Here is a 23,489-nt window from a genome sequence, read left to right on the forward strand (position 1 = left end):
CGGATCAGGGAGCGGCCACGTGCCAGACGTTGTTGAAGTTATCGCCCATGCGGTCACCCGGTTTGGCATCCTTGGCGAAACGATAGAGCGGCTTGCCGCGATAGGCCCACTGCTTGGCGCCGTCGTCACGAGTGATGACGCTGTAGTCCCCCGTGGGGCTGGTGCCGGGCGCCGCCATCAGGGGCGGCCAGTTGGTGGCGCAGGGACCGTTGCAGGCGCTCTTGCCACCCGCATCACGGTCAAAGGTGTAGAGCGTCAGGCCCTGGGGATCGGTCAGCGCGCCGCCGGCGACTTTCACCGTGGGCGGCATATTGCCCGCACTGCTGCCACCCATGCCGCCCATGCCAGAACAGGCAGACAGCAGCACTGCGGCAGACGCCAGCGCGAGAACAGCGGGACGGGACAGCGATGCGAGAGAAGCGGCTGCGAAGGGACGGGAAAGGGCCATGATGTCGATCTCCATGCGATGCGGCGCCGCCAGCCGGCACCGTCCCTTCAGTAAACACCGGATGTGACGGCTTTATTCCATCTGGACGAAAAAAAACCTGCCGCGTCGGACCGACGGGGCAGGTTTTTCTTATTGCGGCGCAACATCCGGATCAGAGTTCGCCGTAACTATGCAGGCCCGAGAGGAACATGTTGACGCCCAGGAAGGCGAAGGTCGTGACCAGCAAACCCACCAACGCCCACCAGGCCGCCATGGTGCCGCGCAAACCCTTCATCAGGCGCATGTGCAACCAGGCCGCATAGTTGAGCCAGACAATCAGCGCCCAGGTTTCCTTCGGGTCCCAGCTCCAGTAGCCGCCCCACGCTTCCGCCGCCCAAAGCGCGCCCAGGATGGTGGCGATGGTGAAGAAGGCGAAGCCCACTGCAATCGCCTTGTACATCACRTCATCGAGCASTTCSAGCGASGGCAGSCGYTCRGCCAGGATGCCACGCTCCTTGCACAGGTAAGCCACCGAGACCATCGCGRCCAGGGCGAAAGTGCCGTAGCCTATGAAATTGGCCGGCACATGGATCTTCATCCACCAGCTCTGCAACGCTGGGACCAGCGGCTGGATCTCGCTCGCATCGCGGCTGACCGTGTACCACAGCAGGAAACCGACCGCCGCCGACACCACCAGCATCACGAACGGCCCAAGCGCGCGCGTCTGGTAGCGGCCTTCGTAGTAGAGGTAGAACAAAGAAGTGATCAGCGTGAACAGTACAAACACTTCGTACAGGTTCGAGATAGGAATGTGGCCGATGTCGGCGCCGATCAGGTAGGACTCGTACCAGCGCACCAGCATGCCGGTGAAGCCCAGCACCACTGCCGCCCACGCCATCTTGCTGCCGATCTGCAGCCCGGTCTCCGAGCGCGTCAGCAGGCCGCCCCAATAGAACAGGGTGGACAGGAACACCAGCGCGCTCATCCACAGGATGGCCGACTGGCTGGACAGGAAGTACTTGAGGAAGAAGGCCTGCTCGGCGCGCGGCAGCTGGCCCTGGTAGAGCTGGATCGCGAACAGCGACAGCACCGCCAGCAGCACCATCAGCAACCGCACCGGCTTCCAGTGCCATCCCAGCAACGCAAAGGTGGGCACCGCTGCAATCAGCACGCCTTTGTCGTAGACATTCATCCACTCGCCGTAGCGTGCCAGTGCGAAGCCCGCGCCCGCTGCCAGCAGCAAGGCAAAGACCCAGTCGACCCAGCCCAGCCGGCGAAGGAACGACGGCTCCAGGTAGGCCTGCTCCGCACCGCCGGCGCCACCGGCTGGAGCCGGGCTCGCCTGCATGGGCGGCCTGGCCTGATTCACATTCGAGGACATATTGGTTCCTGCTTAATTGCCGGCCGCGTTCAATGCGTGGCCGGGTCCGGCGTGCCCTTGCCGGCCGTGTCGAGATTACCGGCGGCCCGGCCTACATCGTCGCGCAGAGCGACAAATTCCTTCTCGAAATCCAGTGTACGCCGCTGCGTGGACATGGCCATCAGCACATGGCTGGCAGCACCGCCGCCCTCGCTTCCGGCCGATCCGCCGGCAGGGTCCCGGACCCACAGCCAGACGCGGCGCTCGCGGATGTAGAACATCGAGAACACGCCCAGCACCAGCAGCAGACAGCCAAGATACACGATGTTCTTCCCTGGTGCACGGGTCATCTGGAACACGCTGGCCTTCACCTCGGTGAAGTCGTCGAGCTGCAGGAAGACCGGCGCGGTGTAGAAGAAACTGTCGGATAGCGCATTGATGGCCTGCTGCAAGAAAGCGYCGCTCTGAGCACTATTCGGCACCACCGGCAGCTTGTCCTGCGCGCGTGCCAGTTGCCAGAGTTCCCACATCGAGCCGTTGAGGATCTTCAGCAGCACGTCGGCGGCCTTCTGCTGCTCGGCCGGCGGCACGGACTTTTCCAGGAAGGCGGCGATTGCCGTGAAGCCGCCAGGCGGCGCTTGCGGATTGCTTCGTGCGGCGCCAGCGAAGAGATCAAGCGCGCGCAGGGCGCTCTCGGCAAGCTGGCCGCGCAACACCTCGCGATCCTCGCCCGGCATCGAGGCCAGGGCAAAGCGGCGTGCCGCTTCGACCCGCAGCGCGCGGTCCTGCAGCGCGGCGCGCAGGCGCATCCAGTCGGCTACGCTGTTCTGCTCGTCGGCCGGGATGCGCAGGTAACGGAACGGCTCGCTGGGCGAATCGCGCATGCCGGCAAGGAAGACCGACTGCCCATCGAGCTGCACGGGCACCATGTAGTTGTTGAACTCGCGCGCCTGCCCGTTGCGGTCGCGCAGCTTGTACTGCACCGACGGACCCACGTTGCGCAGTTCCTTCGCGCGATCAGGATTGACCGCCGAGCCCAGGTGGGATTCCAGCTTCTCGTTGAGCGATTTGCGCGCCACGCCGCGGGCATCGGGCTTGCCCGACGCGTCGGTGACGTTCTCGATATTCATCAGGCGGAAATCGCTGAACTCGACCGTCAGTCCCTCGGCGTCGGCGGCGCTGCCCGTGCCGGTCAGCGGCGAGTTGGCGCCCACCGTACCGGCGAAGGCGAAGGTCTTGTCATTGCCGCCCTGCATCGGGTAGCCGACGAACTTCAGCTTGGAGCCGCCGTCCTCGAAACTCGACTGGTAGATGGCAATGCCGTCCACCACCAGCGGTTCGTTGACCTTGACAGTGGCTTCGGTCTTGCGGCCAGTGGTGCGGTCGGTGATGACCACATCGGAGGCGAACAGCTTGGGCATGCCGGTCGAGTAATRSTCGACSGTRAAYTTCTTSAGCGTGATRKTGAACGGCAGATCCTGCACCAGCGCMCCGTCCGAGATATTCAGGATGGCAGTGGAGACGGTCGCGCCTTCGGGCACGAAGGCATTGCCGCGAAAACCGGGATTGTTGACCGACAAGCGGTGCTGCGGCGGAATGTCGCTGATCACGGCGTTGCCGGTAATCGGACTCTTGCCGCCAAACCACATCTGGGCACGGATCAGCATGTCGCCGTCGAGCAGGCCACCGATGCAGATCACCACGATGGCGGTGTGCGCCAGGATGTAGCCCAGCTTGTTGGCCGCGCCCGCCTTGGCCGCCAGCAAGGTGGCGCCGTCATGGGGCACGGTCTTGATGCGATAACCGCGATTGGCCAGCAGCGCAGTGAGCCGCGTCACCGCATCGGCGCGCGGGCGGCCTGCATCGAACTCGGCGCGGTGATGGAAGGCGCGCAGGCTGCGCTCGCGCACGTGGTCCTTCCACGAACGCATATCCTTGATCATCTTGGGCGCGTTGCGCGTCAGGCACAGTGAGGTGGAGACCACCAGGAAGGCCAGGATCAGCAGGAACCACCAGGAGCCGTAAACCTTCTGCAGCGACAGCGTGTGGAACAGGTCAGCCCAGAATGGGCCGAACTGGTTGACGTAGTTGGGATAGGGCTCGTTCTGCTTGAGGACCGTGCCGATCACGCTGGCGATCGCGATGACCGTCAGCAACGCGATGGCGAAACGCATCGAGGACAGCAGTTCCACCGCGTCGCGCAGCAAGCGGTGAGAAGTCTTCAGGTGCAGTCCTGACGTGGAAGCGGTCGACATGTGCAGTGGGGCCCTCGGCCTTGAAATGAAAAAGGGTGGACATGCTTGCGCAGGCCACCCTCTTCGATTGTTGCCGTGCTGCCTGGTTGCACCCCTGCGGTCCACCTCGCAACGGCGAGGCCCGCGTGGGCGCTCCGGCTACCCGGCGCTGAACGACTTAGCGAATCCCTGCGACGTAGTCGGCCACGGCCTTGATCTCGGCATCCGACATCTTGGCGGCAATGGTGGTCATCACGGGATTGTTCTTGCGGGTGCCCTGGCGGAACGCGACCAGTTGCGCCTCGGTGTATTCGGACCATTGTCCGCCGATGCGCGGGTACTGGGCCGGGATGCCGGCGGCGGTGGGGCCGTGGCAGGCCGCGCAAGCGGGCACACCCTTGGCGGCGATGCCACCACGGTAGATCTTCTGGCCGGCTTCGATGGTGTCCTTGCTCTTGGCGGTGGCAGGCTTCAGGCTCTGCTTGGCCAGGTAGGCGCCGACGTCCTTCATTTCCTGCTCGGACAAGGCTGCCGCGTAGGGCGACATGATGGCGTTGCTGCGGGTCTTGGCCTTGAAGTCGTCGAGCTGCTTGTGCACGTACTCCGGATGCTGGGCGGCCAGCTTCGGATTGGCGGCGCCGCCACTGTTGCCGTTGGCGCCGTGGCAACTCAGGCAAGCCGGGACATTGCGATCGGGGGCACCTTGCGTGTAGAGGGTTTCGCCCTTGGCCGGATCAGCCTTTGCGGCGGCCTGCTCTGCGGCAGATGCCAGACCGGTCATGGCAGTGGCCGGCAGAGCCAGCGCCACGACAGCCAGAAGTTTCGCAATGCGGTTCATTCGCACACCTTGTCTGAATTGTTTTGAAATCCATGGGGCACGCCGTTCAGCACCTTGCCCGCGGTGAGGACGCGCATGGGCTGGTACTTTGACATCGGAAATTCACCACGACGGACCGCCAGCCCCGCTGAAGCCAAAAACGCCCAGGCGAGAGCCGAATGGCACCGCCCCCATGCGAACGAGAGCGGCAGACCGTGCGAATATCCCCGTAGCAGACCCAGCCCCCCGGCTGGCCCCCTTGCCGCTGCGCCATGCAGGCGCTGCAACAGACCAGACCGACAGGCTTGCTACCACGATGGAACGGACACGCAGAGCTTCCTGCTCAGATAAACGCAAGGCCAAGGATGCCGCGCGTCACCTAATCGGGAGGCCGTTAACCGCGTTATTGTACAATAAATCGTGTGCCGGATAGAGGATGTGCGCGCCGCGACGCGGCCAGACGCCAGCCCCGGCCATCCAGGCGGCAGCATGTGCCGCCCACCTCACTCACATCGGCGTGGTGACGCCGGCGGACCCGCCAAATGCAAGGCGGCGCCCCGCCCCCACCCGCCCCATCGCCCACGCGCATGTCCCTCCTACACCAGGCCCGCTTCTTCGTTACCGTCAACCACCTGCGCGACCTGCCTGCCACGGCGGTGCCGGAAGTGGCCTTCGCCGGGCGCTCCAACGCCGGCAAATCCACCGCCATCAACATCCTGTGCAACCAGAAGCGGCTAGCCTTCTCGTCGCGCACGCCGGGCCGTACCCAGCACATCAATTTCTTCGGGGTCGCACCGGTCAAGGCGCCGGATCCGCTGGCCTTCCTGGTCGACCTGCCCGGCTATGGCTATGCGCAGGTGTCAGGATCGGCCAAGTACCATTGGCAGACGCTGCTGAGCGACTACGTACAGACCCGTTCGCAGCTGGCTGGCCTGGTGCTGATGATGGACGCGCGCCGGCCCTTCACCGACCTGGATTGCCAGATGGTTGAATGGTTCCTGCCCACGGGCCGGCCCATTCACGTGTTGCTGACCAAGGCCGACAAACTGACCAACAGCGAAAACGCCCTGGCCCTGCGCGAAACCCGCAAGATCCTGGCCGGTTACGCCGAACAACTCGACACGCCCGTGGCCCTGACCGCGCAATTGTTCTCCAGCCTGAAGCGCCGCGGCATCGAGGAAGCCCAGCGCGTGGTGGCAGGCTGGCTGGCGCTGCCGGAAGCACAGCCGGCCGTGGTGCCGGGCAGCGAGTCCGCCGCCGCGCCGCAGGAAAAAGCAAAGCCCGACCAGCCGGCGGTTGTGCAAGACACACCGCCCGACGCGGCCGCGAACTGACCTTCCAGCCCCGCTTTGCGTACCCGCCCCTGCGGGTGCGGCGCGATAGCGAACCCGCGCATCCCCACGAATCGAACAGGCAAAAAAAACCCCGTTGCAAGCAACGGGGGCGAACTTTCCCACCGGTTGAGGGTGGGTACCCGCTCAGGGAGGAGTAGCGGGGGACGCTGCATCACGCAAGCGCAACGCAGAGTGTCCGCGAGTATGATAGCGGGCACGATCAAAAGTTTAGTTTTTCTTTCGGAGCGGCCTGCTGGATCACTCGCCAGCCACATCGCGCGCCAGCAGCCCGGCAAAATTCCGCACTCCCTCAGACATTCTCCCTCAAGCCATGTCCACTTTCCCCGAGTACCGTCCGCGCCGCATGCGCCGCGATGATTTCTCGCGCAGGCTGATGCGCGAACACCGCCTGTCGCCGGACAACCTGATCTACCCGGTATTTATCGTCGACGGCCACAACCAGCGTGAAAGCGTGGCGTCCATGCCCGGCGTGGAGCGGCTCTCGGTCGACCTGCTGCTGCCGGTGGCGGAGGATTGCGTCAAGCTGGGCATCCCGGTCATCGCGCTGTTCCCGGTCATCGATCCGGCCCTGAAGACGCCCGACGGTATCGAGGCCACCAATGCCGACGGCCTGATCCCGCGTGCCGTGCGCGCACTGAAAGACCGCTTCCCCGAGCTCGGCGTGCTGACCGACGTGGCGCTGGACCCCTACACCAGCCACGGCCAGGACGGCGTGCTGGACGCCGACGGCTATGTGATCAACGACGTCACTGTGGAGATCCTGGTCAAGCAGGCGCTGACTCAGGCCGCGGCCGGCGTGGATATCGTGGCACCGTCGGACATGATGGACGGGCGCATCGGCGCGGTGCGCGCCGCGCTGGAGGACGGCGGCCATATCCATACGCGCATCATGGCCTACTCGGCCAAGTACGCATCGGCCTTCTATGGCCCGTTCCGGGATGCGGTCGGCTCAGCGGCCAACCTGGGCAAGGGCAACAAGATGACTTACCAGATGGACCCGGCCAATACCGACGAGGCCTTGCGCGAAGTGGCGCAAGACATCATGGAGGGTGCCGACATGGTGATGGTCAAGCCCGGCATGCCTTACCTGGACATCGTGCGGCGCGTGAAGGATGAGTTCCGTTTTCCCACCTACGCCTACCAGGTCAGCGGCGAGTACGCSATGCTCAAGGCCGCAGCCCAGAATGGCTGGCTGGATCACGACAAGGTCATGATGGAGTCGCTGCTGGCCTTCCGCCGCGCCGGCGCCGACGGCATCCTGACCTACTTCGCGCGCGACGCTGCTCGCCTGCTCACGCGCTGAACCGGCCCGGATGCAGCTGTTAGGTTTTTCCGCCAGCCAGGTCCATCCGCTCGCCTCGCTCGACGAGGCGCGCGACTTTCTCGCGGGCAACGCGGCGGCCCGCTTCGTCTGGGTCGATACGCCGATCGAGGAAGTCAGCGCCGCGCCGACGGCCTGGCGCGACAGCGTCCAGGCCCTGACCGGCGCCCCGGTGCTGGATCTGCACCTGATCGATGCCACCAACCCGTCGCATCCTTCGTATTTCGATACGACGCATGCCTACGACATGGTGATCTTCCGCAAGCTCACCTTTGAAACGAGCCGGCTGATTGCCGAGGCCGGCGGCGAAACGGCGGCGGCGTCCGGAACGACAGCAACCGCGCCAGCCACCGCACCAGAATTGCCGCCAATCCCGGGAGCCTCCACGGCTTCCACTACGGTTTCAGCTACCGCGACAACCAGCCAGCCGCCCGCTTCAAGAACGCAGGCTCTGGCCAAACCGCGCCGCTACCCGCCAGGCTTTCTGCCTGCACTGGCCAAAATCGATACCCAGCCGGTCACTTTCTTTGTCTTCGACAATGTGCTGCTGACGGTCCGGCCCGCGCAGTCTCGCACACTCGACCAGGTGCGCCAGCGCCTGCTTGAGCTATGCCAGGCGCCACGGCCGCAGTCCGCCTCGAAGACCCGCCCCAACGGGCACGCCGCCGCGCTGGTACATGGCATCCGCCCGCCGACGCGCCCGGAAGACCTGATGCTGCGCCTGCTCAACGCGATGGTCGACCGCTACCTGGACCTGCGCGCGCCCCTGACGCGCCAGCTGGACCGTTGGCAGCGCGCGCTGCTAAACGCCCGGCGCAGCTTCTCCAGCTGGGAAGGCTTGCTCGATGCCCGCATTGAACTGCGGCGCCTGGAGCACCTGTGCGAGGAACAGCACGATGCGCTGCAGGAATTCCGCGACAGCCTGCTCGACAACAGTTACAGCGTGCAGAGCGAAGGAACCGCAAACGCGGCAGGCCGCGACGATGCCTTGCTGGTGCGCATCAACGACGTGATGGAACACATCTCGCGCGTGCTCGCGCACGCGCGCCGGCTGGAGGACTCGATCGAGTCCGCGGTGCAGATTCATTTTTCATCGGTGGCGCATCGCACCAACCGCACCATGCGTACCCTGACGCTGATCACTGCACTGTTCATGCCACTCACGCTGATCACCGGCATCTTCGGCATGAACTTCGAGCGCATGCCGTGGCTGCGCGAGCCGCAGGGCTTCTGGTGGTCGCTCGGGCTGATGGGCGCGGTGGTGGCAGTGCTGGCGGCAGTGTGGGGGCTGGGACGCCGGCTGGAGAAAAGCTAGCCGACGCCTGCGCAAGCCCGGGGGGTCAGGTGCTAGCTTTGGCGTCCAGGGCGCGCGCGAGCGTGTCAAGGAAACGGGCGGCGGGTTGGTAGCCGATTGCACGAACCGGCCGCTCGCGCCCGTCAGGACCGAACAGGATGATGCCCGGCGGGCCGAACAGGCCGAAGCGCTTGAGCAGTGCCCGATCGTCGGCGTTGTTCCGGGTGACGTCCGCCTGCAGCATCACCACCCCGGCAAGCCGGGCCCGCACGCGCTCGTCGCTGAACGTGAAGCGCTCCATCTCCTTGCAGCTCACACACCAGTCCGCATAGAAGTCGAGCAGCACGGGCTTGCCCGCTGCGGCGGCCTGCGCCACGCGAGCGTCGAGTTCGGCTACCGAGCGGACCCGCTCAAAGCGCACTGTGGTCGAGTCGCTGGCCGCCGCGTCTGGCGCGGTGCGACCTGCACCAAGATGCGCCAGCGGTTGCAAGGGATCCCGGCCACCGGACGCGAGCCCCACCAGCAAGATGGCTCCCGCCAGCGCGGCAAGCAGGCCCAGGCCCTTGCCCACCCTGGCCAGGCCATGCGCCTCGGGGCCAAGTGACTCGAAGGCGCTCAGGAAAACCGCGCCCACCAGCAGCAGCGCGGCCCAGCCTGCCATCAGCGCCCATGCCGGCAGCACCGGGCTGACCATCCACAGCGCCACGCCCAGCAGCAGGAAGCCGAAGAAGCGCTTGGTCATTTCCATCCACCGTCCGGCACGCGGCAGCAGGTTGCCCGCGCCCACGCCCACCAGCACCAGCGGCACGCCCATGCCGAGCGCCATCGCGAACAGCGCGCCGCCACCGGTTACGGCATCGCCGGTGCGTGCGATGTAGGCCAGCGCGCCGGCCAGCGGTGCCGTCACGCACGGCCCGACGATCAGCGCCGAGATCGCGCCCATGGCCGCGGCGCCGGCGAGTTGCCCGCCCTGGCGGCGGTTGGACGAAGCGGTCAGCCGCGTTTGCCAGTGTTGCGGCAGCTGCAGTTCATAGAGGCCGAACATGGAAAGGGACAAGGCCACCATCAGCAGCGCGAAAGCCGTCAGCACCCACGGCGACTGCAGCGCGGCGGACAAGCCCTCGCCAAGCAGGCCGGCCGCCACGCCAACAGCGGTGTAAACCACCGCCATGCCTAGCACATACGACAGCGACACCAGCAAAGCGCGGCCGCGCGTGACATGCTCACCCACCACGATTGACGACAGGATCGGCACCATGGGCAGCACGCACGGCGTAAAGGTCAGGAGCAAACCGAGGCCGAAGAACAGCGCGGCGATCACGCCGAGGTTGCGGCTGGCCAGCGCCCCGGCAATGCGGTCGTTCTCGTCGGCAGGCCCAGTCAGTTGGGCAGGGGAGGGGCCGGCAGATGCCGCCGCCCCGGCCGCGTCGCGGCTTTCGGTGCCCGGGCCGCTGCCAATGCTGCTGGAATCCGCCGGCGCCCGCTTGCCGAACAGCCCGTCGAGCACACCGCCGCCGACCTTGAAAACGCTCTCCATCGGGGGATAGCACAGGCCCTTGTCGGCACAGCCCTGGGAAGTCACCACCAGTGACCATTTGCCGTCCGCCGGCGCGGACGCCACCGGTACGCGGATAGTCACGCCACCATGGTAGGTTTCCATCTCCTTGCCGAAAGTCTCGTCGAACTTGACCTTGCCCGGCGGGAATACCGGAGCGCCAAGCTTGACGGAGGTCGGCTGCGCGGCGAAGGCAAAGCGCTCGCGGTAGAGGTAGTAGCCATCGGCTACATCGAAGCGCACTTCGACGGTCTGCGCGTCGACCTGCCGCGCCGCGAAACGGAAGGCTTGGTCCGGCGGCAGGAAGTCATCGTCGGCGGCATGCGCGGCGCCGCCGAGGCACAGCCACAATGCTGCGAGCAGCAAGATCAGGAGCCGCGCTGCGGCACTATGCCGCACCGACCCCGCTGCCGACCCGCAGTCCAAAGCGCCCGACATCACTCCGAAACCCATGCCCCATCCTTGAATTGTCATTCGTCGTATCCGTACCTCGAACGCCGCGCGGCGCCGGTTTCGGCCGCATCGCCCGCTAGCCGCCGAAGGACGGACATCCTTGCGCGTGCTTACGCGCTGTCATCGTCAGCGTCTGGCGTCCGCGTCTCCTGCGCCACCCACGCAAGGTAAGGCGCAAAGCCGGCCGCAACCGGCAATGCCACGATCTCCGGCACCTCATAGGGGTGCGCCAGGCGAATCGCGGCTTCAAGCGCCGTATAGCGATCCTGCGTAGTCTTGATCAGCAGCGGCCATTCCCGCGTGGTTTCGATCTCGCCGCGCCACCAGTACTCGGACTGACATGGCGCCAGCCGGTTCACACAAGCTGCCAGCCTGGATTCCAGCACTGCGCGGGTCATACGTGCGGCGGATTCGGCATCGGGCAACACCGTCATTACCAATAGCGTCTCGCTCATCGTGCTTTCCTCAAAAACCTGGCCCGGAAAGCAATCGAGCCAGGCATGCAGCCTGGCTCGATTGTAAGCGGTGTCCGCGCGGCTCGCCGCGACCAGTGGTCGCAAGCGGCCGGGACGATATCGACCTTATTCGCCTGCTTCTTCAGCCGGCGCTTCGGTGATTTCCGGACGATCCACCAGTTCGACCAGCGCCATCGGTGCGTTGTCGCCCTGACGGAAACCGAACTTCAGGATACGGGTGTAACCACCCGGGCGGGCGTTGTAACGCGGGCCCAGTTCGTTGAACAGCTTGGTAACCATGTCGCGGTCGCGCAGACGGGCGAAAGCCAGGCGGCGGTTGGCAACGGTGTCCTTCTTGGCCAGCGTGATGAGGGGCTCGACAACCTTGCGCAGTTCCTTGGCCTTGGGCAGGGTGGTCTTGATCAGCTCGTGCTGGAACAGCGAGTTGGACATGTTGCGCAGCATCGCGAGACGGTGCGACGAGGTGCGGTTCAGTTTCCGCAAACCATGACGGTGACGCATGATGATTCCTTTATTGCAATGTTTGACCAGCTCTTCTATCGCTCGGCCGGGATGCTCCCCGGTTCGGCGCGGGCCGGTAGTCTATTGGAGCGGCCGGCACATGCCGGTCGCCGGGATTACCGGCACGGCAACGGGACCAGCCCGCCGCCGCGCCAGGCAAATTACTTCTCCAGCCCTGCGGGCGGCCAGTTCTCGAGCTTCATGCCGAGGGTCAGGCCACGCGAAGCCAGCACTTCCTTGATTTCATTGAGCGACTTGCGACCCAGGTTCGGGGTCTTCAGCAGCTCGTTCTCGGTACGCTGGATCAGGTCGCCGATGTAGTAGATGTTTTCGGCCTTCAGGCAGTTGGCCGAACGCACCGTCAGCTCCAGGTCGTCCACCGGGCGCAGCAGGATCGGATCGATCTGCGGCGTACGGCTCGAAGCGGCTTCCGCCGACGACTCGGTACCTTCCAGCGCTGCGAACACCGACAACTGGTCAACCAGGATGCGCGCCGATTGACGAATCGCTTCCTCGGGCGAGATCACGCCGTCGGTTTCGATGTTCATCACCAGCTTGTCGAGATCGGTACGCTGTTCCACACGAGCCGATTCGACTGCGTACGAAACGCGGCGCACCGGCGAGAACGAAGCGTCCAGCACGATGCGGCCGATGACCTTGCCCGCTTCGTCGCCAAACTTGCGCACGTTGCCGGGGACATAACCACGGCCTTGTTCGACCTTGATCTGCATGTCCAGCTTGCCGCCGGCCGACAGGTGAGCGATCACGTGGCCGGGGTTGATGATCTCGACGTCGTGCGGCAGCTCGATATCGGCCGCGGTCACAACGCCTTCGCCTTCCTTGCGCAGCGACACCGTGACTTCGTCGCGGTTGTGCAGCTTGAAGACCACACCCTTCRGATTGAGCAGCAGGTTGACTACGTCTTCCTGAACGCCATCGATGGTGGAGTACTCGTGGACCACCCCAGCGATCGTGACTTCGGTCGGGGCATAACCGACCATCGACGACAGCAGCACGCGACGCAGGGCGTTACCGAGCGTATGGCCATAGCCACGCTCGAACGGCTCCATCACGACCTTGGCGTGATGGTCGCCGAGCGGCTCCACGGCAATAATTTTAGGCTTGAGTAGTGCTGTTTGCATTAGGTTGTCCTTTTCAATACCCTCGGCTCGTTACACCGATAAGGCTGACGTATGGAACCTGAAAATCCCATCGCACGATGGGCAATAAGCCCGACGCGCGGCAGCGCGTCGGGCTGAAAGTGAAGCTTGGCGGGAAACGCAAGCCCCTGGCCGTTCGATGGTGTCGGTCAGAATTCGTGTGATTAACGCGAATACAATTCGACGATCAGGCTTTCGTTGATGTCACCCGAGATATCGGCGCGATCCGGCACTTGCTTGAATGTGCCTTCGAACTTCTTCGCGTCCACGGCAACCCATGCCGGGAAACCCGATTGCTCAGCCAGCGACAGCGCTTCGGCGATACGGACTTGCTTCTTCGACTGCTCGCGGATGCTGATGACGTCACCAGCCTTGACTTGCGCCGACGGCACGTTCAGGGCTTGACCGTTCAGCAGGATCGCCTTGTGCGACACCAGCTGGCGCGCTTCAGCGCGGGTCGAGCCGAAGCCCATGCGGTACACGACGTTGTCCAGGCGCGATTCCAGCAGTTGCAGCAGCTTTTCACCGGTGTTGCCCTTGCGGCGGTCGGCTTCAGCGAAGTAGCGGCGGAACTGGCGCTCGAGTACGCCATAGATACGCTTGACCTTCTGCTTTTCACGCAGTTGGTTGCCATAGTCGGAGGTGCGTGCACCCGAGGTGCGGCCGTGCTGACCCGGCTTGCTGTCCAGCTTGCACTTGTCTGCAAGCGAGCGGCGTGCGCTCTTCAGGAACAGGTCAGTACCTTCACGGCGGGATAGTTTGGCCTTCGGGCCGATATAACGTGCCACTTTATCTTCCTTCCTGATCGATCGCRGCGCCTTGTTCGACGCGCCGCGAGTCCGCCTTCTCCGCCCCGGTTGATTGGGCGCATGAGTGGCAGACGGTGGGCTTATCCAGCGCGCTCCCATTCGGGCACGCGCAAAAGCATGACTAACTACTGCGCCAGGCGACCGACAACGACGTCGATCGCGCAAACGCAAAACGAAAACCTGCTGCAAACAGATGCAGCAGGTCAACGTGCAATGCTACCACACCGGGCTGCACACGGGGAAGACCCCGATTGCAGCCTGGGTATCACATCGGCACTTAGATCCGACGGCGCTTCGGCGGACGGCAGCCGTTGTGCGGCACCGGCGTCACGTCTTCGATGATCGAGATCTTGATGCCGAGCGCGTTCAGGGCGCGCACAGCCGATTCACGGCCAGGGCCGGGGCCCTTGATGCGCACGTCCAGGTTCTTGATACCCTGGTCTTGCGCCACGCGGCCGGCATTCTCGGCGGCGACCTGAGCTGCGAAGGGAGTCGACTTACGCGAACCMTTGAAGCCCTGGCCACCCGAGGTTGCCCACGCCAGAGCATTGCCCTGACGGTCGGTGATCGTGATGATGGTGTTGTTGAACGAAGCGTGGACGTGCGCAATGCCGTCGGCAACGTTCTTCTTGACCTTCTTACGCGCGCGCTGGGCGGCGTTATTCGGACCTTTTGCCATTAGTTTCTTCCTCTGCCTTCGGCTTTACTTCTTCAGAGCCACGCCGGCCTTACGCGGACCCTTGCGGGTACGGGCGTTGGTGCGGGTGCGCTGACCGCGCATCGGGAGACCCCTGCGGTGACGGACGCCACGATAGCAACCAAGGTCCATGAGACGCTTGATGTTCATCGTGGTTTCACGACGCAGGTCACCCTCAACCGTGGCCTTGGCTACTTCGTCACGAAGCTTTTCCAGGTCGCCGTCGGTCAGGTCCTTGACCTTCTTGTCAAAGGGAACGCCGGTGGCCACGCAAATCTTGCGGGCGCGCGAGCGGCCGATACCGTAAATAGCCGTCAGGCCGATCTCGGTATGCTTGTGGTTCGGGATGTTAACCCCTGCGATACGTGCCATTCGTCAATCCTCTTTACGATTAGCCTTGGCGTTGCTTGTGGCGGGGATCCGACGAGCAGATCACGCGCACGACACCGTTGCGCTTGATAACTTTGCAGTTGCGGCAAATGCGCTTAACAGAAGCCAGCACTTTCATGATTTTCCTCTTCCTTCAATTCCTGTTCGCTTCACTTCGTCCGAAAGACGATGCGCGCGCGTGACAGATCATATGGAGTCAGTTCAACCGTCACCCGATCACCCGGAAGAATCCGGATGTAGTTCATTCGCATCTTGCCGGAGATATGGCCCAACACTACATGGCCATTTTCCAGTTTGACGCGGAACGTCGCGTTAGGGAGGTTTTCCAGGACCTCCCCCTGCATCTGGATGACGTCGTCTTTTGCCATACCTAGCCTGTACCGACCCGGCTTCAGCGCAAGGTCAGATTACCCTTGAAATTCGCTTTCTTCAGCAGGGACTCATATTGCTGCGACATGACATAGGACTGAACCTGGGCCATGAAGTCCATCGTGACGACCACGATGATCAGCAACGAGGTTCCGCCAAAATAGAACGGAACGTTCCAGCGCAGTACCAGGAATTCCGGCAACAGGCAGACCAGTGTGATGTAGATCGCACCAGCCAGCGTCAGACGGACAAGAATCTTGTCGATGTAGCGCGTCGTCTGCTCGCCCGGACGAATGCCCGGAATGAAGGCACCGCTTTTCTTCAGGTTGTCTGCGACTTCCCGGCTGTTGTACACAAGAGCCGTATAGAAGAAGCAGAAAAATATAATTGCAGCAGCGTACAGCAGGATGTAGACCGGCTGTCCCGGCGAAAGCGTCGCAGCCAGGTCCTTGATGAACCGGCCGGCAGCGCTCGTCGAGTCAGACGTGAACCAGCCCGCGATGGTCGCCGGGAACAGGATGATCGACGATGCGAAGATCGGCGGAATCACCCCTGCCATGTTCAGCTTCAGCGGCAGGTGCGACGACTGGCCGCCATACACCTTGTTGCCGACCTGACGCTTGGCATAGTTCACCAGGATCTTGCGCTGGCCACGCTCGACAAACACCACGGCGAAGGTCACCCCGGCGATGATTGCAACGATCAGGATCGATGCAATGATGCTCATGGAACCGGTGCGAACCAGCTCGAAGAGCCCGCCGATCGCGTTGGGCAAGCCCGCCGCGATACCGCCGAAGATGATGATCGAGATACCGTTGCCCAGACCACGCTCGGTGATCTGCTCACCCAGCCACATCAGGAACATCGTACCGGTCACCAGCGTGATCACCGCCGTAGCCCGGAACATCAGGCCCGGATCGATCACCAGCCCCGGCTGAGATTCCAGCGCGACTGCGATCGACAGCGCCTGGAAGGTGGCCAGGACCACCGTGCCGTAGCGCGTGTACTGCGTGATCTTGCGTTGACCCGCCTGCCCTTCCTTCTTCAGCGATTCCAGCTGCGGCAGCACGATCGTCAGCAATTGCATGATGATCGACGCCGAGATGTACGGCATGATGCCGAGCGCGAAGACGGTAAAGCGCGACAGCGCACCGCCCGAGAACAGGTTGAACATCCCGAGGATGCCACCCGACTGACTCTGGAAAAGCTTCGCAAGCTGTTCAGGATCGATTCCCGGCACCGGAATATGCGCTCCGATGCGGTACACGATCAAGGCCAGCACCAGGAACATCAGCCGGCGCTTTAGGTCGCCGTACTTCGCCGTGTTCTTGGCTTGCGTGCTTGCATTGGGTTTCGCCGTGGCCAAACGATGCTCCGACTGTGACTCGCCTATGCTGCGAAATCTGCTGCTAAATTACGCCGCGATCTGACCGCCGGCGGCTTCGATCGCAGCCTTGGCACCAGCGGTGGCGCCCAGACCCTTGATCGTAACCTTGCGGGTCAGCTCACCAGCCTTGATGACCTTGGCGCTCTTGGCCAGCTCAGCCACCAGGCCAGCTTGCTTCAGAACCAGCAGGTCCACCTCGGTGGCTTCCAGGCGCTCGATATCACGCAGGGTCACTTCGGCGTTGAAGGCCTTCGTCAGCGACGTGAAGCCACGCTTCGGCAGGCGACGATACAGCGGCATTTGACCGCCTTCGAAGCCGACCTTGTGGAAGCCGCCCGAACGCGACTTCTGACCCTTGTGACCACGGCCGGCAGTCTTGCCCAGGCCGGAGCCGATACCGCGGCCGACGCGACGCTTGGCGTGCTTCGAACCGTCAGCCGGTTTGAGGTTGTTGAGTTGCATCTTGCTCTCCGTGTCCCGGGACTCAGGCCAGAACCTTGACCAGGTACGAGACCTTGTTGATCATGCCGCGCACGGCAGGCGTGTCCTGCAGTTCCGACACCGAATTGATACGGCGCAGGCCCAGGCCACGGACGGTGGCGCGATGATCCTCGCGCGTGCCGATCAGGCTGCGCACGAGTTGCACTTTTACGGTTTGTTGCGACATTTCGTCCGACTCCTTAACCGAGGATGTCTTCAACAGACTTGCCACGCTTTGCGGCGATCTCGCCCGGCGTGCTCATCTTTTGAAGACCGTCCAGCGTGGCGCGAACCATGTTGTACGGATTGGTCGAGCCGTGCGACTTGGTCACGACGTTGGTCACGCCCATCACTTCGAAAATCGCGCGCATCGGGCCACCAGCGATCACGCCGGTACCTTCCTTGGCGGGCATCATCAGCACCTTGGCGGCGCCGTGCTTGCCAACGACTTCGTGTTGCAGCGTGCCGTTCTTCAGCGAGACCTTGACCATCTTGCGACGGGCTTCGTCCATTGCCTTCTGAACTGCAACCGGCACTTCCTTAGCCTTGCCCTTGCCCATGCCGATGCGGCCATCGCCGTCACCAACCACGGTCAGCGCAGCGAAACCGAGAATCCGGCCACCCTTCACCACCTTGGTGACGCGGTTGACCGAGATCATCTTCTCGCGGAGGCCGTCGTCGCGTTCGTCCTGCTGGACTTTTGCTTGCATTTTTGCCATGACGTATCTCTCTATGTGCGCTTAGAACTTAAGGCCGGCTTCGCGTGCTGYGTCAGCCAGTGCCTTCACGCGACCATGGAAGCGGAAGCCGCCGCGATCGAACGCAACGGTTTCCACGCCAGCTGCCTTCGCCTTTTCGGCGATGCGCTTGCCAATCAGGGTCGCGGCGGCGGCGGTAGCACCGCTGCCAGTCAGTTCCTTGCGCACTTCTGCCTCGACGGTCGAAGCCGATGCCAGCACTTGCGTGCCGCACGGCGAGTAGACCTGGGCGTAAATATGCGAATTCGTACGGAACACGGTCAGACGGTTGATCTTCAACTCCGCGATTTTGGCGCGGGTCTGACGTGCACGGCGCAAACGAGCGTCTTTCTTGTTCATGATTGCACCCCTTACTTCTTCTTGGTTTCCTTCAGGATGACGCGCTCGTCCGAGTAGCGAACGCCCTTGCCCTTATAGGGCTCAGGCGGACGGTACGCGCGGACTTCCGCAGCCACCTGACCGACTTTCTGCTTGTCCGCACCCTTGATGATGATCTCGGTCTGCGTGGGCGTTGTCGCCGTCACGCCTTCCGGCATCGCATGGATCACGTCGTGCGAGAAACCAAGCTGGAGCTTCAGCGCAGTACCTTGCAGCTGGGCACGATAGCCCACGCCGACCAGGTTAAGCTTGCGCTCGAAACCGGCGGTTACACCCTTGACCATATTGGCCACCAGGGCGCGCATGGTGCCCTGCAGTGCGTTTGCTTCGCGCGATTCATCGACCGGAGCGAAGGTCAGCGTGTCGTTTTCGACATTGACCTTGACCAGGCTGTGAATCGGCTGCGTCAGCGTGCCGAGCGGGCCCTTAACGGAGAGCACGCCAGCCGCCACATTGACTTCCGCGCCTTTGGGCAGCGCGATGGGAGCCTTACCTACACGGGACATGGTCTACTCCTTACGCGACGTAGCAAAGAACTTCGCCGCCCACGCCAGTGGCACGTGCCTTGCGGTCGGTCATCAGACCCTGGGGGGTCGAGATGATTGCGACRCCGAGGCCGTTCATCACTTGGGGGATGTCGCTGCGGCCCTTGTACACGCGCAGACCAGGCTTCGAGACGCGTTCAATGCGCTCGATGACCGGACGGCCGGCGTAGTACTTCAGACCGATGCTCAGTTGTGCCTTGCCGCCTTCTTCTTTCACGGCGTAGTCGTCGATGTAGCCTTCGTCCTTAAGGACCTTGGCGATTGCCACTTTCAGCTTCGACGACGGCATGACAACCGACACTTTCTGCACGCCTTGGGCGTTGCGGATGCGCGTCAGCATATCGGCGATAGGATCGCTCATGCTCATACTGTTTCTCCTGTAGCCTGTGCGTAATTACCAGCTGGCTTTCGTCAGACCCGGGATTTCGCCACGGAAGGCGATTTCACGGATCTTATTACGCGCCAGGYCAAACTTGCGGAAGGTACCGCGGGGACGACCGGTGATCGCGCAGCGGTTACGCTGGCGAGTCGGGTTAGCGTTGCGCGGGAGCTGTTGCAGCTCGAGACGCGCGCTATAACGCTCTTCTTCCGACTTTTCCTGGTCGTCGATAATGGCCTTGAGGGTTGCACGCTTGTCGGCATACTTTGCCACGAGCCTAGCGCGCTTCTTCTCACGTTCAATCAGAGCCAATTTAGCCACGGTTACCCCTTAATTACGGAACGGGAACTTGAATGCTGCGAGGAGCGCCTTGGCTTCCTCGTCATTCTTCGCCGTCGTCGTGATGCTGATGTTCAGACCACGCAATGCGTCGATCTTGTCGTACTCGATTTCGGGGAAAATGATCTGCTCTTTCACACCGATGTTGTAGTTACCACGACCATCGAACGAGCGGCCCGACACGCCACGGAAGTCACGCACGCGGGGCAGAGCCACGGTCACGAGACGATCGAGGAATTCGAACATGCGTTCGCCGCGCAGCGTCACCATCGCGCCGATGGGATAGCCCTGGCGGATCTTGAAGCCGGCGATTGCCTTCTTGGCCTTGGTCACCACCGGCTTTTGACCGGCGATCTTGGTCAGGTCGCCCACGGCCAGCTCAATGACCTTCTTGTCATTGATGGCTTCGCCAAGGCCCATGTTCAGGGTGATCTTGGTGATGCGCGRCACTTCCATGACCGACTTGAAGCCGAACTGCTCGATCAGCTTCGGAACAACCTGTTCTTTGTAAAACTCTTGCAGACGTGCTGTCATGCTCAACTCCTCTTCGTGCCCAGAATCAAGCTGCCACGACGGCACCGGTGGTCTTCAGCACGCGCACGCGCTTGCCGTCTTCCACCTTGATACCGACGCGCGACGGCTTGCCATTGGCATCCACGAGCGCAACGTTAGAAATATGCAACGGCATGACTTTGTCGATGACGCCACCAGTGGTGCCCAGCATCGGGTTCGGACGTGCGTGCTTCTTGGCAACGTTGACGCCTTCCACCACGACCTTGTCGCCGAGCATGGCTTGCACGGTGCCGCGCTTGCCCTTGTCTTTGCCGGTCAGGACGATGACTTCGTCGCCTTTACGAATCTTGTTCATGGCGGCTCCTTACAGCACTTCYGGSGCSARCGACACGATCTTCATGAASYKCTCGGTACGSAGTTCACGAGTCACCGGCCCGAAAATACGGGTGCCGATCGGCTCGAGCTTGGTGTTCAGCAAGACAGCGGCATTGCTGTCGAACTTGACGAGCGACCCATCAGCGCGACGCACGCCCTTGGCGGTACGCACGACGACGGCGTTGTAAATATCGCCYTTCTTSACGCGWCCGCGCGGCGCTGCGTCCTTGACGGTCACCTTGATGATGTCGCCCACGCTCGCATAGCGGCGCTTGGACCCACCCAGCACTTTGATGCACAGCACTTCGCGCGCACCAGTGTTATCGGCTACTTCGAGCCGGCTTTCTGTCTGAATCATGGTGTTATCTTCCCAACTTAATCCACCGGGCAACGCCCGCCGGTCAGTCTTGGTCCCGTCAGCCCCTGGCTTTGCGCCAGCAACCGTTTGGGTTGATCAACTTTGAAGTCGGTAGTTACCAGGCGGCCTGAACATGGTTAATCAGGAGCCGCTCGGCCAGGTTCGCTTCATCGACTCGCCGGGGTGATACAACTAAGGCGAATGCAACAAAGCGGAAGTCCAGGATTATAGCACATAACCCTGGACTCGCAAGCCAACCTAAAACCGTGTGGTTTTTTAGATGACGCGCGCAGCTTCGACCAGACGGGAAACCACCCAGGACTTGGTCCGCGACAGCGGACGCGTTTCCTGGATCTCGACCTTGTCGCCTTCCTTGTACTGGTTGGCTTCGTCGTGTGCGTGGTACTTCTTGGAACGCAGCACGTACTTGCCGTACAGAGGATGCTTGACGCGGTTTTCGATCAGGACCGTGACGGTCTTGTCCATCTTGTCGCTAACTACCCGGCCGACCAAAGTACGGCGAAGCGACGATTCCGTTTGTGCAGTTTCAGTCATTTCGTGGTCGCCTTTTCGTTCAGCACGGTTTGCACCMGCGCGATGTCCTTGCGCACCTTCTTCAGCTGGCTGGTGTTCTGCAGCTGTTGGGTGGCCTTTTGCATGCGCAGGCTAAATTGGGCCTTCAGCAGCTCGGAGAGCTCCTGGTTCAGCCCGGCGGCATCTTTGCCGCGAAGTTCGGATGCTTTCATCCCTGCTCTCCTTACGTCCCGACCTGGCGCACCACGAAATTGGTGGCGATCGGCAGCTTGGCGGCCGCGAGGCGGAACGCCTCACGAGCCAGCTCTTCCGTCACGCCATCCATTTCGTACAGCATCTTGCCCGGCTGGATTTCTGCCACGTAGTATTCCGGATTACCCTTACCGTTACCCATACGGACTTCGGCGGGCTTCTTCGAGATCGGCTTGTCCGGGAAAATCCGGATCCAGATGCGGCCGCCACGCTTGATGTGACGGGTCATCGCACGACGTGCCGACTCGATCTGACGAGCCGTCAGACGACCACGGCCCATCGCCTTCAGGCCGAATTCGCCGAAAGACACGGCGTTGCCACGGGTAGCCTTACCCGTGTTGCGGCCTTTCTGCTCCTTGCGGTATTTTCTGCGCTTAGGTTGCAGCATCGTTATTCTCCACTCTTCGCATCTGCGCCAGGAGCGCGGCGACCTGCACCGGCACCCGCGCCACCGCGGCGATTGCCACCCGGACGGCCGCCTTCGCCTTCACGGCGACGACCATCAGGACGACCACCCGGGCGACGACGACGCTCGTCTTGCGGCTCTTCCACCACCGGCGCATCGTTGCGGCCGAGGTGATCACCCTTGTAGACCCACACCTTGACACCGATGATGCCGTAGGTGGTTTCTGCTTCGGAGAAGCCGTAGTCGATGTCGGCGCGCAGGGTGTGCAGGGGCACACGGCCTTCGCGATACCACTCGGTACGAGCGATTTCGATGCCGTTCAGACGACCGGCGCTCATGATCTTGATGCCCTGGGCACCGAGGCGCATCGCATTCTGCATCGCGCGCTTCATTGCGCGGCGGAACATGATACGGCGCTCGAGCTGCTGGGTGATCGAATCGGCGATCAGCTGCGCATCGGTTTCCGGCTTGCGGATTTCCTCGATGTTCACGTGCACGGGCACACCCATGCGGCGTTGCAGCTCGGCCTTGAGCAGTTCGATGTCCTCACCCTTCTTGCCGATCACCACGCCCGGACGCGAGCTATAAATGGTGAGACGTGCATTGCGGGCGGGGCGCTCGATCACGACGCGGCCTACCGAAGCGTTCTTGAGCTTCTTCTTCAGAAACTCGCGAACTTCGATGTCTTCCTTCAGCATGCCGGCGAACTTCGTGTTGTTGGCGTACCAACGCGAAGCCCAGTTACGGCTGACGGCCAGACGGAAGCCAGTCGGATGAATCTTCTGTCCCATCGTGACTCCTTAGTTGCCGAGCGTCACAGTGATGTGACAAGTTTGTTTCTCGATGCGGTTGCCGCGGCCCTTTGCTCGTGCCGTGAAACGCTTGAGCGAGGTTGCCTTGTCGACGAAGATGGTCTTGACCTTCAATTCGTCGATGTCGGCGCCTTCGTTATGCTCGGCGTTGGCGATGGCCGATTCGACCACCTTCTTCACGATGACGGCAGCCTTTTTCGGGCTGAACGTCAGAACGTTGAGCGCGCGCTCGATCGGCAGACCGCGGATCTGGTCAGCGACCAGGCGCGTTTTCTGGGCGGAGATGCGGGCACCGCGATGAATCGCTTTCACTTCCATGATGGCACCTTACCTCTTCGCTTTCTTGTCAGCCGCGTGGCCCTTGAACGTACGCGTGAGCGCAAATTCACCGAGCTTGTGGCCAACCATGTTTTCCGAAACATACACCGGCACGTGTTGACGGCCGTTGTGTACGGCGATCGTCAGGCCGATGAAGTCCGGCAGAATGGTCGAGCGACGCGACCAAGTCTTGATGGGCTTCTTGTCCTTGCCGCCTGCAGCTGCTTCCACCTTTTTCAGCAGGTGGGCGTCACAGAACGGACCCTTTTTTGCGGAACGTGTCATGTCTAGGCTCCTACCTACCGATTAACGCTTGTGGCGGCGCTGCACGATCATGCTGGCAGTGCGCTTGTTGCTGCGGGTACGGTAACCCTTAGCCGGGGTACCCCACGGCGAAACGGGGTCACGACCTGCGGCGGTCTTGCCTTCACCACCAC

The 23,489-nt window shown here is 62.6% G+C and carries 33 protein-coding genes and 1 pseudogene; 3 read left to right on the top strand and 31 right to left on the bottom strand.

Annotated elements, in window-relative coordinates:
• Positions 1-4: 4 nt before the first annotated feature.
• The 4 genes from AC1DKD_RS06430 to AC1DKD_RS06445 all read right to left on the bottom strand — a co-directional run bounded on the left by AC1DKD_RS06430 (position 5) and on the right by AC1DKD_RS06445 (position 4,859).
• Positions 5-448, bottom strand: a complete 444-nt coding sequence (locus AC1DKD_RS06430) for a COG4315 family predicted lipoprotein (protein ID WP_035870803.1) — start codon at positions 446-448, stop codon at positions 5-7.
• Between the two features lie 151 nt (positions 449-599).
• Positions 600-1,775 carry a c-type cytochrome biogenesis protein CcsB gene (gene ccsB, locus AC1DKD_RS06435; protein ID WP_477143114.1) on the bottom strand — a complete coding sequence of 392 codons (1,176 nt, stop codon included), beginning with the start codon at positions 1,773-1,775 and terminating at the stop codon, positions 600-602.
• A gap of 62 nt (positions 1,776-1,837) precedes the next feature.
• On the bottom strand, positions 1,838-4,042 hold the full coding sequence (locus AC1DKD_RS06440; protein WP_477143105.1) for a cytochrome c biogenesis protein ResB: 2,205 nt from the start codon (positions 4,040-4,042) through the stop codon (positions 1,838-1,840).
• A 157-nt stretch (positions 4,043-4,199) separates the two neighbouring features.
• Complete coding sequence (locus tag AC1DKD_RS06445) at positions 4,200-4,859, bottom strand: c-type cytochrome (protein ID WP_035870737.1); 660 nt, start codon at positions 4,857-4,859, stop codon at positions 4,200-4,202.
• A 566-nt stretch (positions 4,860-5,425) separates the two neighbouring features.
• On the opposite strand from AC1DKD_RS06445, the gene yihA reads away from it, so the two are divergent.
• From yihA to AC1DKD_RS06460, 3 genes are all read left to right on the top strand, one after another.
• Entirely contained in the window at positions 5,426-6,172 is a 747-nt protein-coding gene (yihA, locus tag AC1DKD_RS06450; protein WP_477102479.1) for a ribosome biogenesis GTP-binding protein YihA/YsxC, read from the top strand.
• A gap of 331 nt (positions 6,173-6,503) precedes the next feature.
• Positions 6,504-7,496, top strand: a complete 993-nt coding sequence (hemB, locus tag AC1DKD_RS06455) for a porphobilinogen synthase (RefSeq protein WP_035870740.1) — start codon at positions 6,504-6,506, stop codon at positions 7,494-7,496.
• A gap of 10 nt (positions 7,497-7,506) precedes the next feature.
• Entirely contained in the window at positions 7,507-8,829 is a 1,323-nt protein-coding gene (locus AC1DKD_RS06460; protein ID WP_441632724.1) for a magnesium transporter CorA family protein, read from the top strand.
• Between the two features lie 25 nt (positions 8,830-8,854).
• Here AC1DKD_RS06460 and dsbD read toward each other — a convergent pair whose 3' ends face one another.
• The 27 genes and pseudogenes from dsbD to AC1DKD_RS06595 all read right to left on the bottom strand — a co-directional run.
• Complete coding sequence (gene dsbD, locus AC1DKD_RS06465; protein WP_441632756.1) at positions 8,855-10,801, bottom strand: protein-disulfide reductase DsbD; 1,947 nt, start codon at positions 10,799-10,801, stop codon at positions 8,855-8,857.
• A 125-nt stretch (positions 10,802-10,926) separates the two neighbouring features.
• Positions 10,927-11,271, bottom strand: coding sequence for a divalent-cation tolerance protein CutA (cutA, locus tag AC1DKD_RS06470; protein WP_441632726.1), 345 nt, complete (start codon positions 11,269-11,271; stop codon positions 10,927-10,929).
• Positions 11,272-11,397: 126 nt separating this feature from the next.
• Entirely contained in the window at positions 11,398-11,793 is a 396-nt protein-coding gene (gene rplQ, locus AC1DKD_RS06475) for a 50S ribosomal protein L17 (RefSeq protein WP_006160427.1), read from the bottom strand.
• Between the two features lie 161 nt (positions 11,794-11,954).
• The gene (locus AC1DKD_RS06480; RefSeq protein ID WP_477143106.1) at positions 11,955-12,935 is read right to left on the bottom strand and encodes a DNA-directed RNA polymerase subunit alpha; all 981 of its coding nucleotides are present in this window, start codon (positions 12,933-12,935) and stop codon (positions 11,955-11,957) included.
• Between the two features lie 182 nt (positions 12,936-13,117).
• Positions 13,118-13,741: a 30S ribosomal protein S4 gene (rpsD, locus tag AC1DKD_RS06485; RefSeq protein ID WP_035870746.1), complete on the bottom strand. Its 624-nt coding sequence runs from the start codon at positions 13,739-13,741 to the stop codon at positions 13,118-13,120.
• 298 nt (positions 13,742-14,039) lie between these two features.
• Positions 14,040-14,441 (bottom strand): 30S ribosomal protein S11, encoded by a 402-nt coding sequence (gene rpsK / locus AC1DKD_RS06490; protein WP_477143107.1) that lies wholly within the window; start codon positions 14,439-14,441, stop codon positions 14,040-14,042.
• Between the two features lie 24 nt (positions 14,442-14,465).
• A complete protein-coding gene (rpsM, locus tag AC1DKD_RS06495; RefSeq protein ID WP_006160431.1) occupies positions 14,466-14,831 on the bottom strand; it encodes a 30S ribosomal protein S13 in 366 nt (121 codons plus the stop codon).
• A gap of 19 nt (positions 14,832-14,850) precedes the next feature.
• Positions 14,851-14,967, bottom strand: a complete 117-nt coding sequence (rpmJ, locus tag AC1DKD_RS06500; protein WP_006160433.1) for a 50S ribosomal protein L36 — start codon at positions 14,965-14,967, stop codon at positions 14,851-14,853.
• Positions 14,968-14,998: 31 nt separating this feature from the next.
• Complete coding sequence (gene infA / locus AC1DKD_RS06505) at positions 14,999-15,217, bottom strand: translation initiation factor IF-1 (protein ID WP_006160436.1); 219 nt, start codon at positions 15,215-15,217, stop codon at positions 14,999-15,001.
• A gap of 23 nt (positions 15,218-15,240) precedes the next feature.
• Positions 15,241-16,584 carry a preprotein translocase subunit SecY gene (gene secY / locus AC1DKD_RS06510; protein ID WP_006160437.1) on the bottom strand — a complete coding sequence of 448 codons (1,344 nt, stop codon included), beginning with the start codon at positions 16,582-16,584 and terminating at the stop codon, positions 15,241-15,243.
• A 48-nt stretch (positions 16,585-16,632) separates the two neighbouring features.
• Positions 16,633-17,067, bottom strand: a complete 435-nt coding sequence (gene rplO, locus AC1DKD_RS06515) for a 50S ribosomal protein L15 (RefSeq protein WP_006160439.1) — start codon at positions 17,065-17,067, stop codon at positions 16,633-16,635.
• 22 nt (positions 17,068-17,089) lie between these two features.
• Complete coding sequence (gene rpmD, locus AC1DKD_RS06520; RefSeq protein WP_006160440.1) at positions 17,090-17,272, bottom strand: 50S ribosomal protein L30; 183 nt, start codon at positions 17,270-17,272, stop codon at positions 17,090-17,092.
• A gap of 13 nt (positions 17,273-17,285) precedes the next feature.
• A complete protein-coding gene (rpsE, locus tag AC1DKD_RS06525) occupies positions 17,286-17,804 on the bottom strand; it encodes a 30S ribosomal protein S5 (RefSeq protein ID WP_006160449.1) in 519 nt (172 codons plus the stop codon).
• Between the two features lie 21 nt (positions 17,805-17,825).
• Positions 17,826-18,182, bottom strand: coding sequence for a 50S ribosomal protein L18 (gene rplR / locus AC1DKD_RS06530; protein ID WP_477143108.1), 357 nt, complete (start codon positions 18,180-18,182; stop codon positions 17,826-17,828).
• 11 nt (positions 18,183-18,193) lie between these two features.
• Positions 18,194-18,727, bottom strand: coding sequence for a 50S ribosomal protein L6 (gene rplF, locus AC1DKD_RS06535; RefSeq protein ID WP_035870753.1), 534 nt, complete (start codon positions 18,725-18,727; stop codon positions 18,194-18,196).
• Between the two features lie 10 nt (positions 18,728-18,737).
• Positions 18,738-19,133, bottom strand: a complete 396-nt coding sequence (rpsH, locus tag AC1DKD_RS06540; RefSeq protein ID WP_006160454.1) for a 30S ribosomal protein S8 — start codon at positions 19,131-19,133, stop codon at positions 18,738-18,740.
• A 27-nt stretch (positions 19,134-19,160) separates the two neighbouring features.
• Positions 19,161-19,466 (bottom strand): 30S ribosomal protein S14, encoded by a 306-nt coding sequence (gene rpsN / locus AC1DKD_RS06545; RefSeq protein ID WP_477143109.1) that lies wholly within the window; start codon positions 19,464-19,466, stop codon positions 19,161-19,163.
• Between the two features lie 9 nt (positions 19,467-19,475).
• On the bottom strand, positions 19,476-20,018 hold the full coding sequence (gene rplE, locus AC1DKD_RS06550) for a 50S ribosomal protein L5 (protein WP_477143110.1): 543 nt from the start codon (positions 20,016-20,018) through the stop codon (positions 19,476-19,478).
• 25 nt (positions 20,019-20,043) lie between these two features.
• Positions 20,044-20,352 (bottom strand): 50S ribosomal protein L24, encoded by a 309-nt coding sequence (rplX, locus tag AC1DKD_RS06555; protein WP_035870755.1) that lies wholly within the window; start codon positions 20,350-20,352, stop codon positions 20,044-20,046.
• Between the two features lie 9 nt (positions 20,353-20,361).
• Positions 20,362-20,730, bottom strand: coding sequence for a 50S ribosomal protein L14 (rplN, locus tag AC1DKD_RS06560; protein WP_477143111.1), 369 nt, complete (start codon positions 20,728-20,730; stop codon positions 20,362-20,364).
• Positions 20,731-21,006: 276 nt separating this feature from the next.
• Complete coding sequence (gene rpsQ / locus AC1DKD_RS06565; RefSeq protein WP_006160462.1) at positions 21,007-21,285, bottom strand: 30S ribosomal protein S17; 279 nt, start codon at positions 21,283-21,285, stop codon at positions 21,007-21,009.
• Complete coding sequence (gene rpmC, locus AC1DKD_RS06570) at positions 21,282-21,476, bottom strand: 50S ribosomal protein L29 (RefSeq protein ID WP_477143112.1); 195 nt, start codon at positions 21,474-21,476, stop codon at positions 21,282-21,284. The genes rpsQ and rpmC overlap by 4 nt, the downstream gene beginning before the upstream one ends.
• An 11-nt stretch (positions 21,477-21,487) precedes the next feature.
• Complete coding sequence (rplP, locus tag AC1DKD_RS06575) at positions 21,488-21,904, bottom strand: 50S ribosomal protein L16 (protein WP_006160465.1); 417 nt, start codon at positions 21,902-21,904, stop codon at positions 21,488-21,490.
• Positions 21,905-21,906: 2 nt separating this feature from the next.
• Positions 21,907-22,713 carry a 30S ribosomal protein S3 gene (gene rpsC / locus AC1DKD_RS06580; protein ID WP_035870762.1) on the bottom strand — a complete coding sequence of 269 codons (807 nt, stop codon included), beginning with the start codon at positions 22,711-22,713 and terminating at the stop codon, positions 21,907-21,909.
• Between the two features lie 9 nt (positions 22,714-22,722).
• Positions 22,723-23,052 (bottom strand): 50S ribosomal protein L22, encoded by a 330-nt coding sequence (rplV, locus tag AC1DKD_RS06585; protein WP_006160469.1) that lies wholly within the window; start codon positions 23,050-23,052, stop codon positions 22,723-22,725.
• Positions 23,053-23,061: 9 nt separating this feature from the next.
• A complete protein-coding gene (rpsS, locus tag AC1DKD_RS06590) occupies positions 23,062-23,337 on the bottom strand; it encodes a 30S ribosomal protein S19 (protein ID WP_035870763.1) in 276 nt (91 codons plus the stop codon).
• A gap of 21 nt (positions 23,338-23,358) precedes the next feature.
• Positions 23,359-23,489: pseudogene (locus AC1DKD_RS06595) on the bottom strand (50S ribosomal protein L2); the annotation flags it as partial.

It is taken from the genome of Cupriavidus sp. 05T313, from assembly GCF_056396665.1.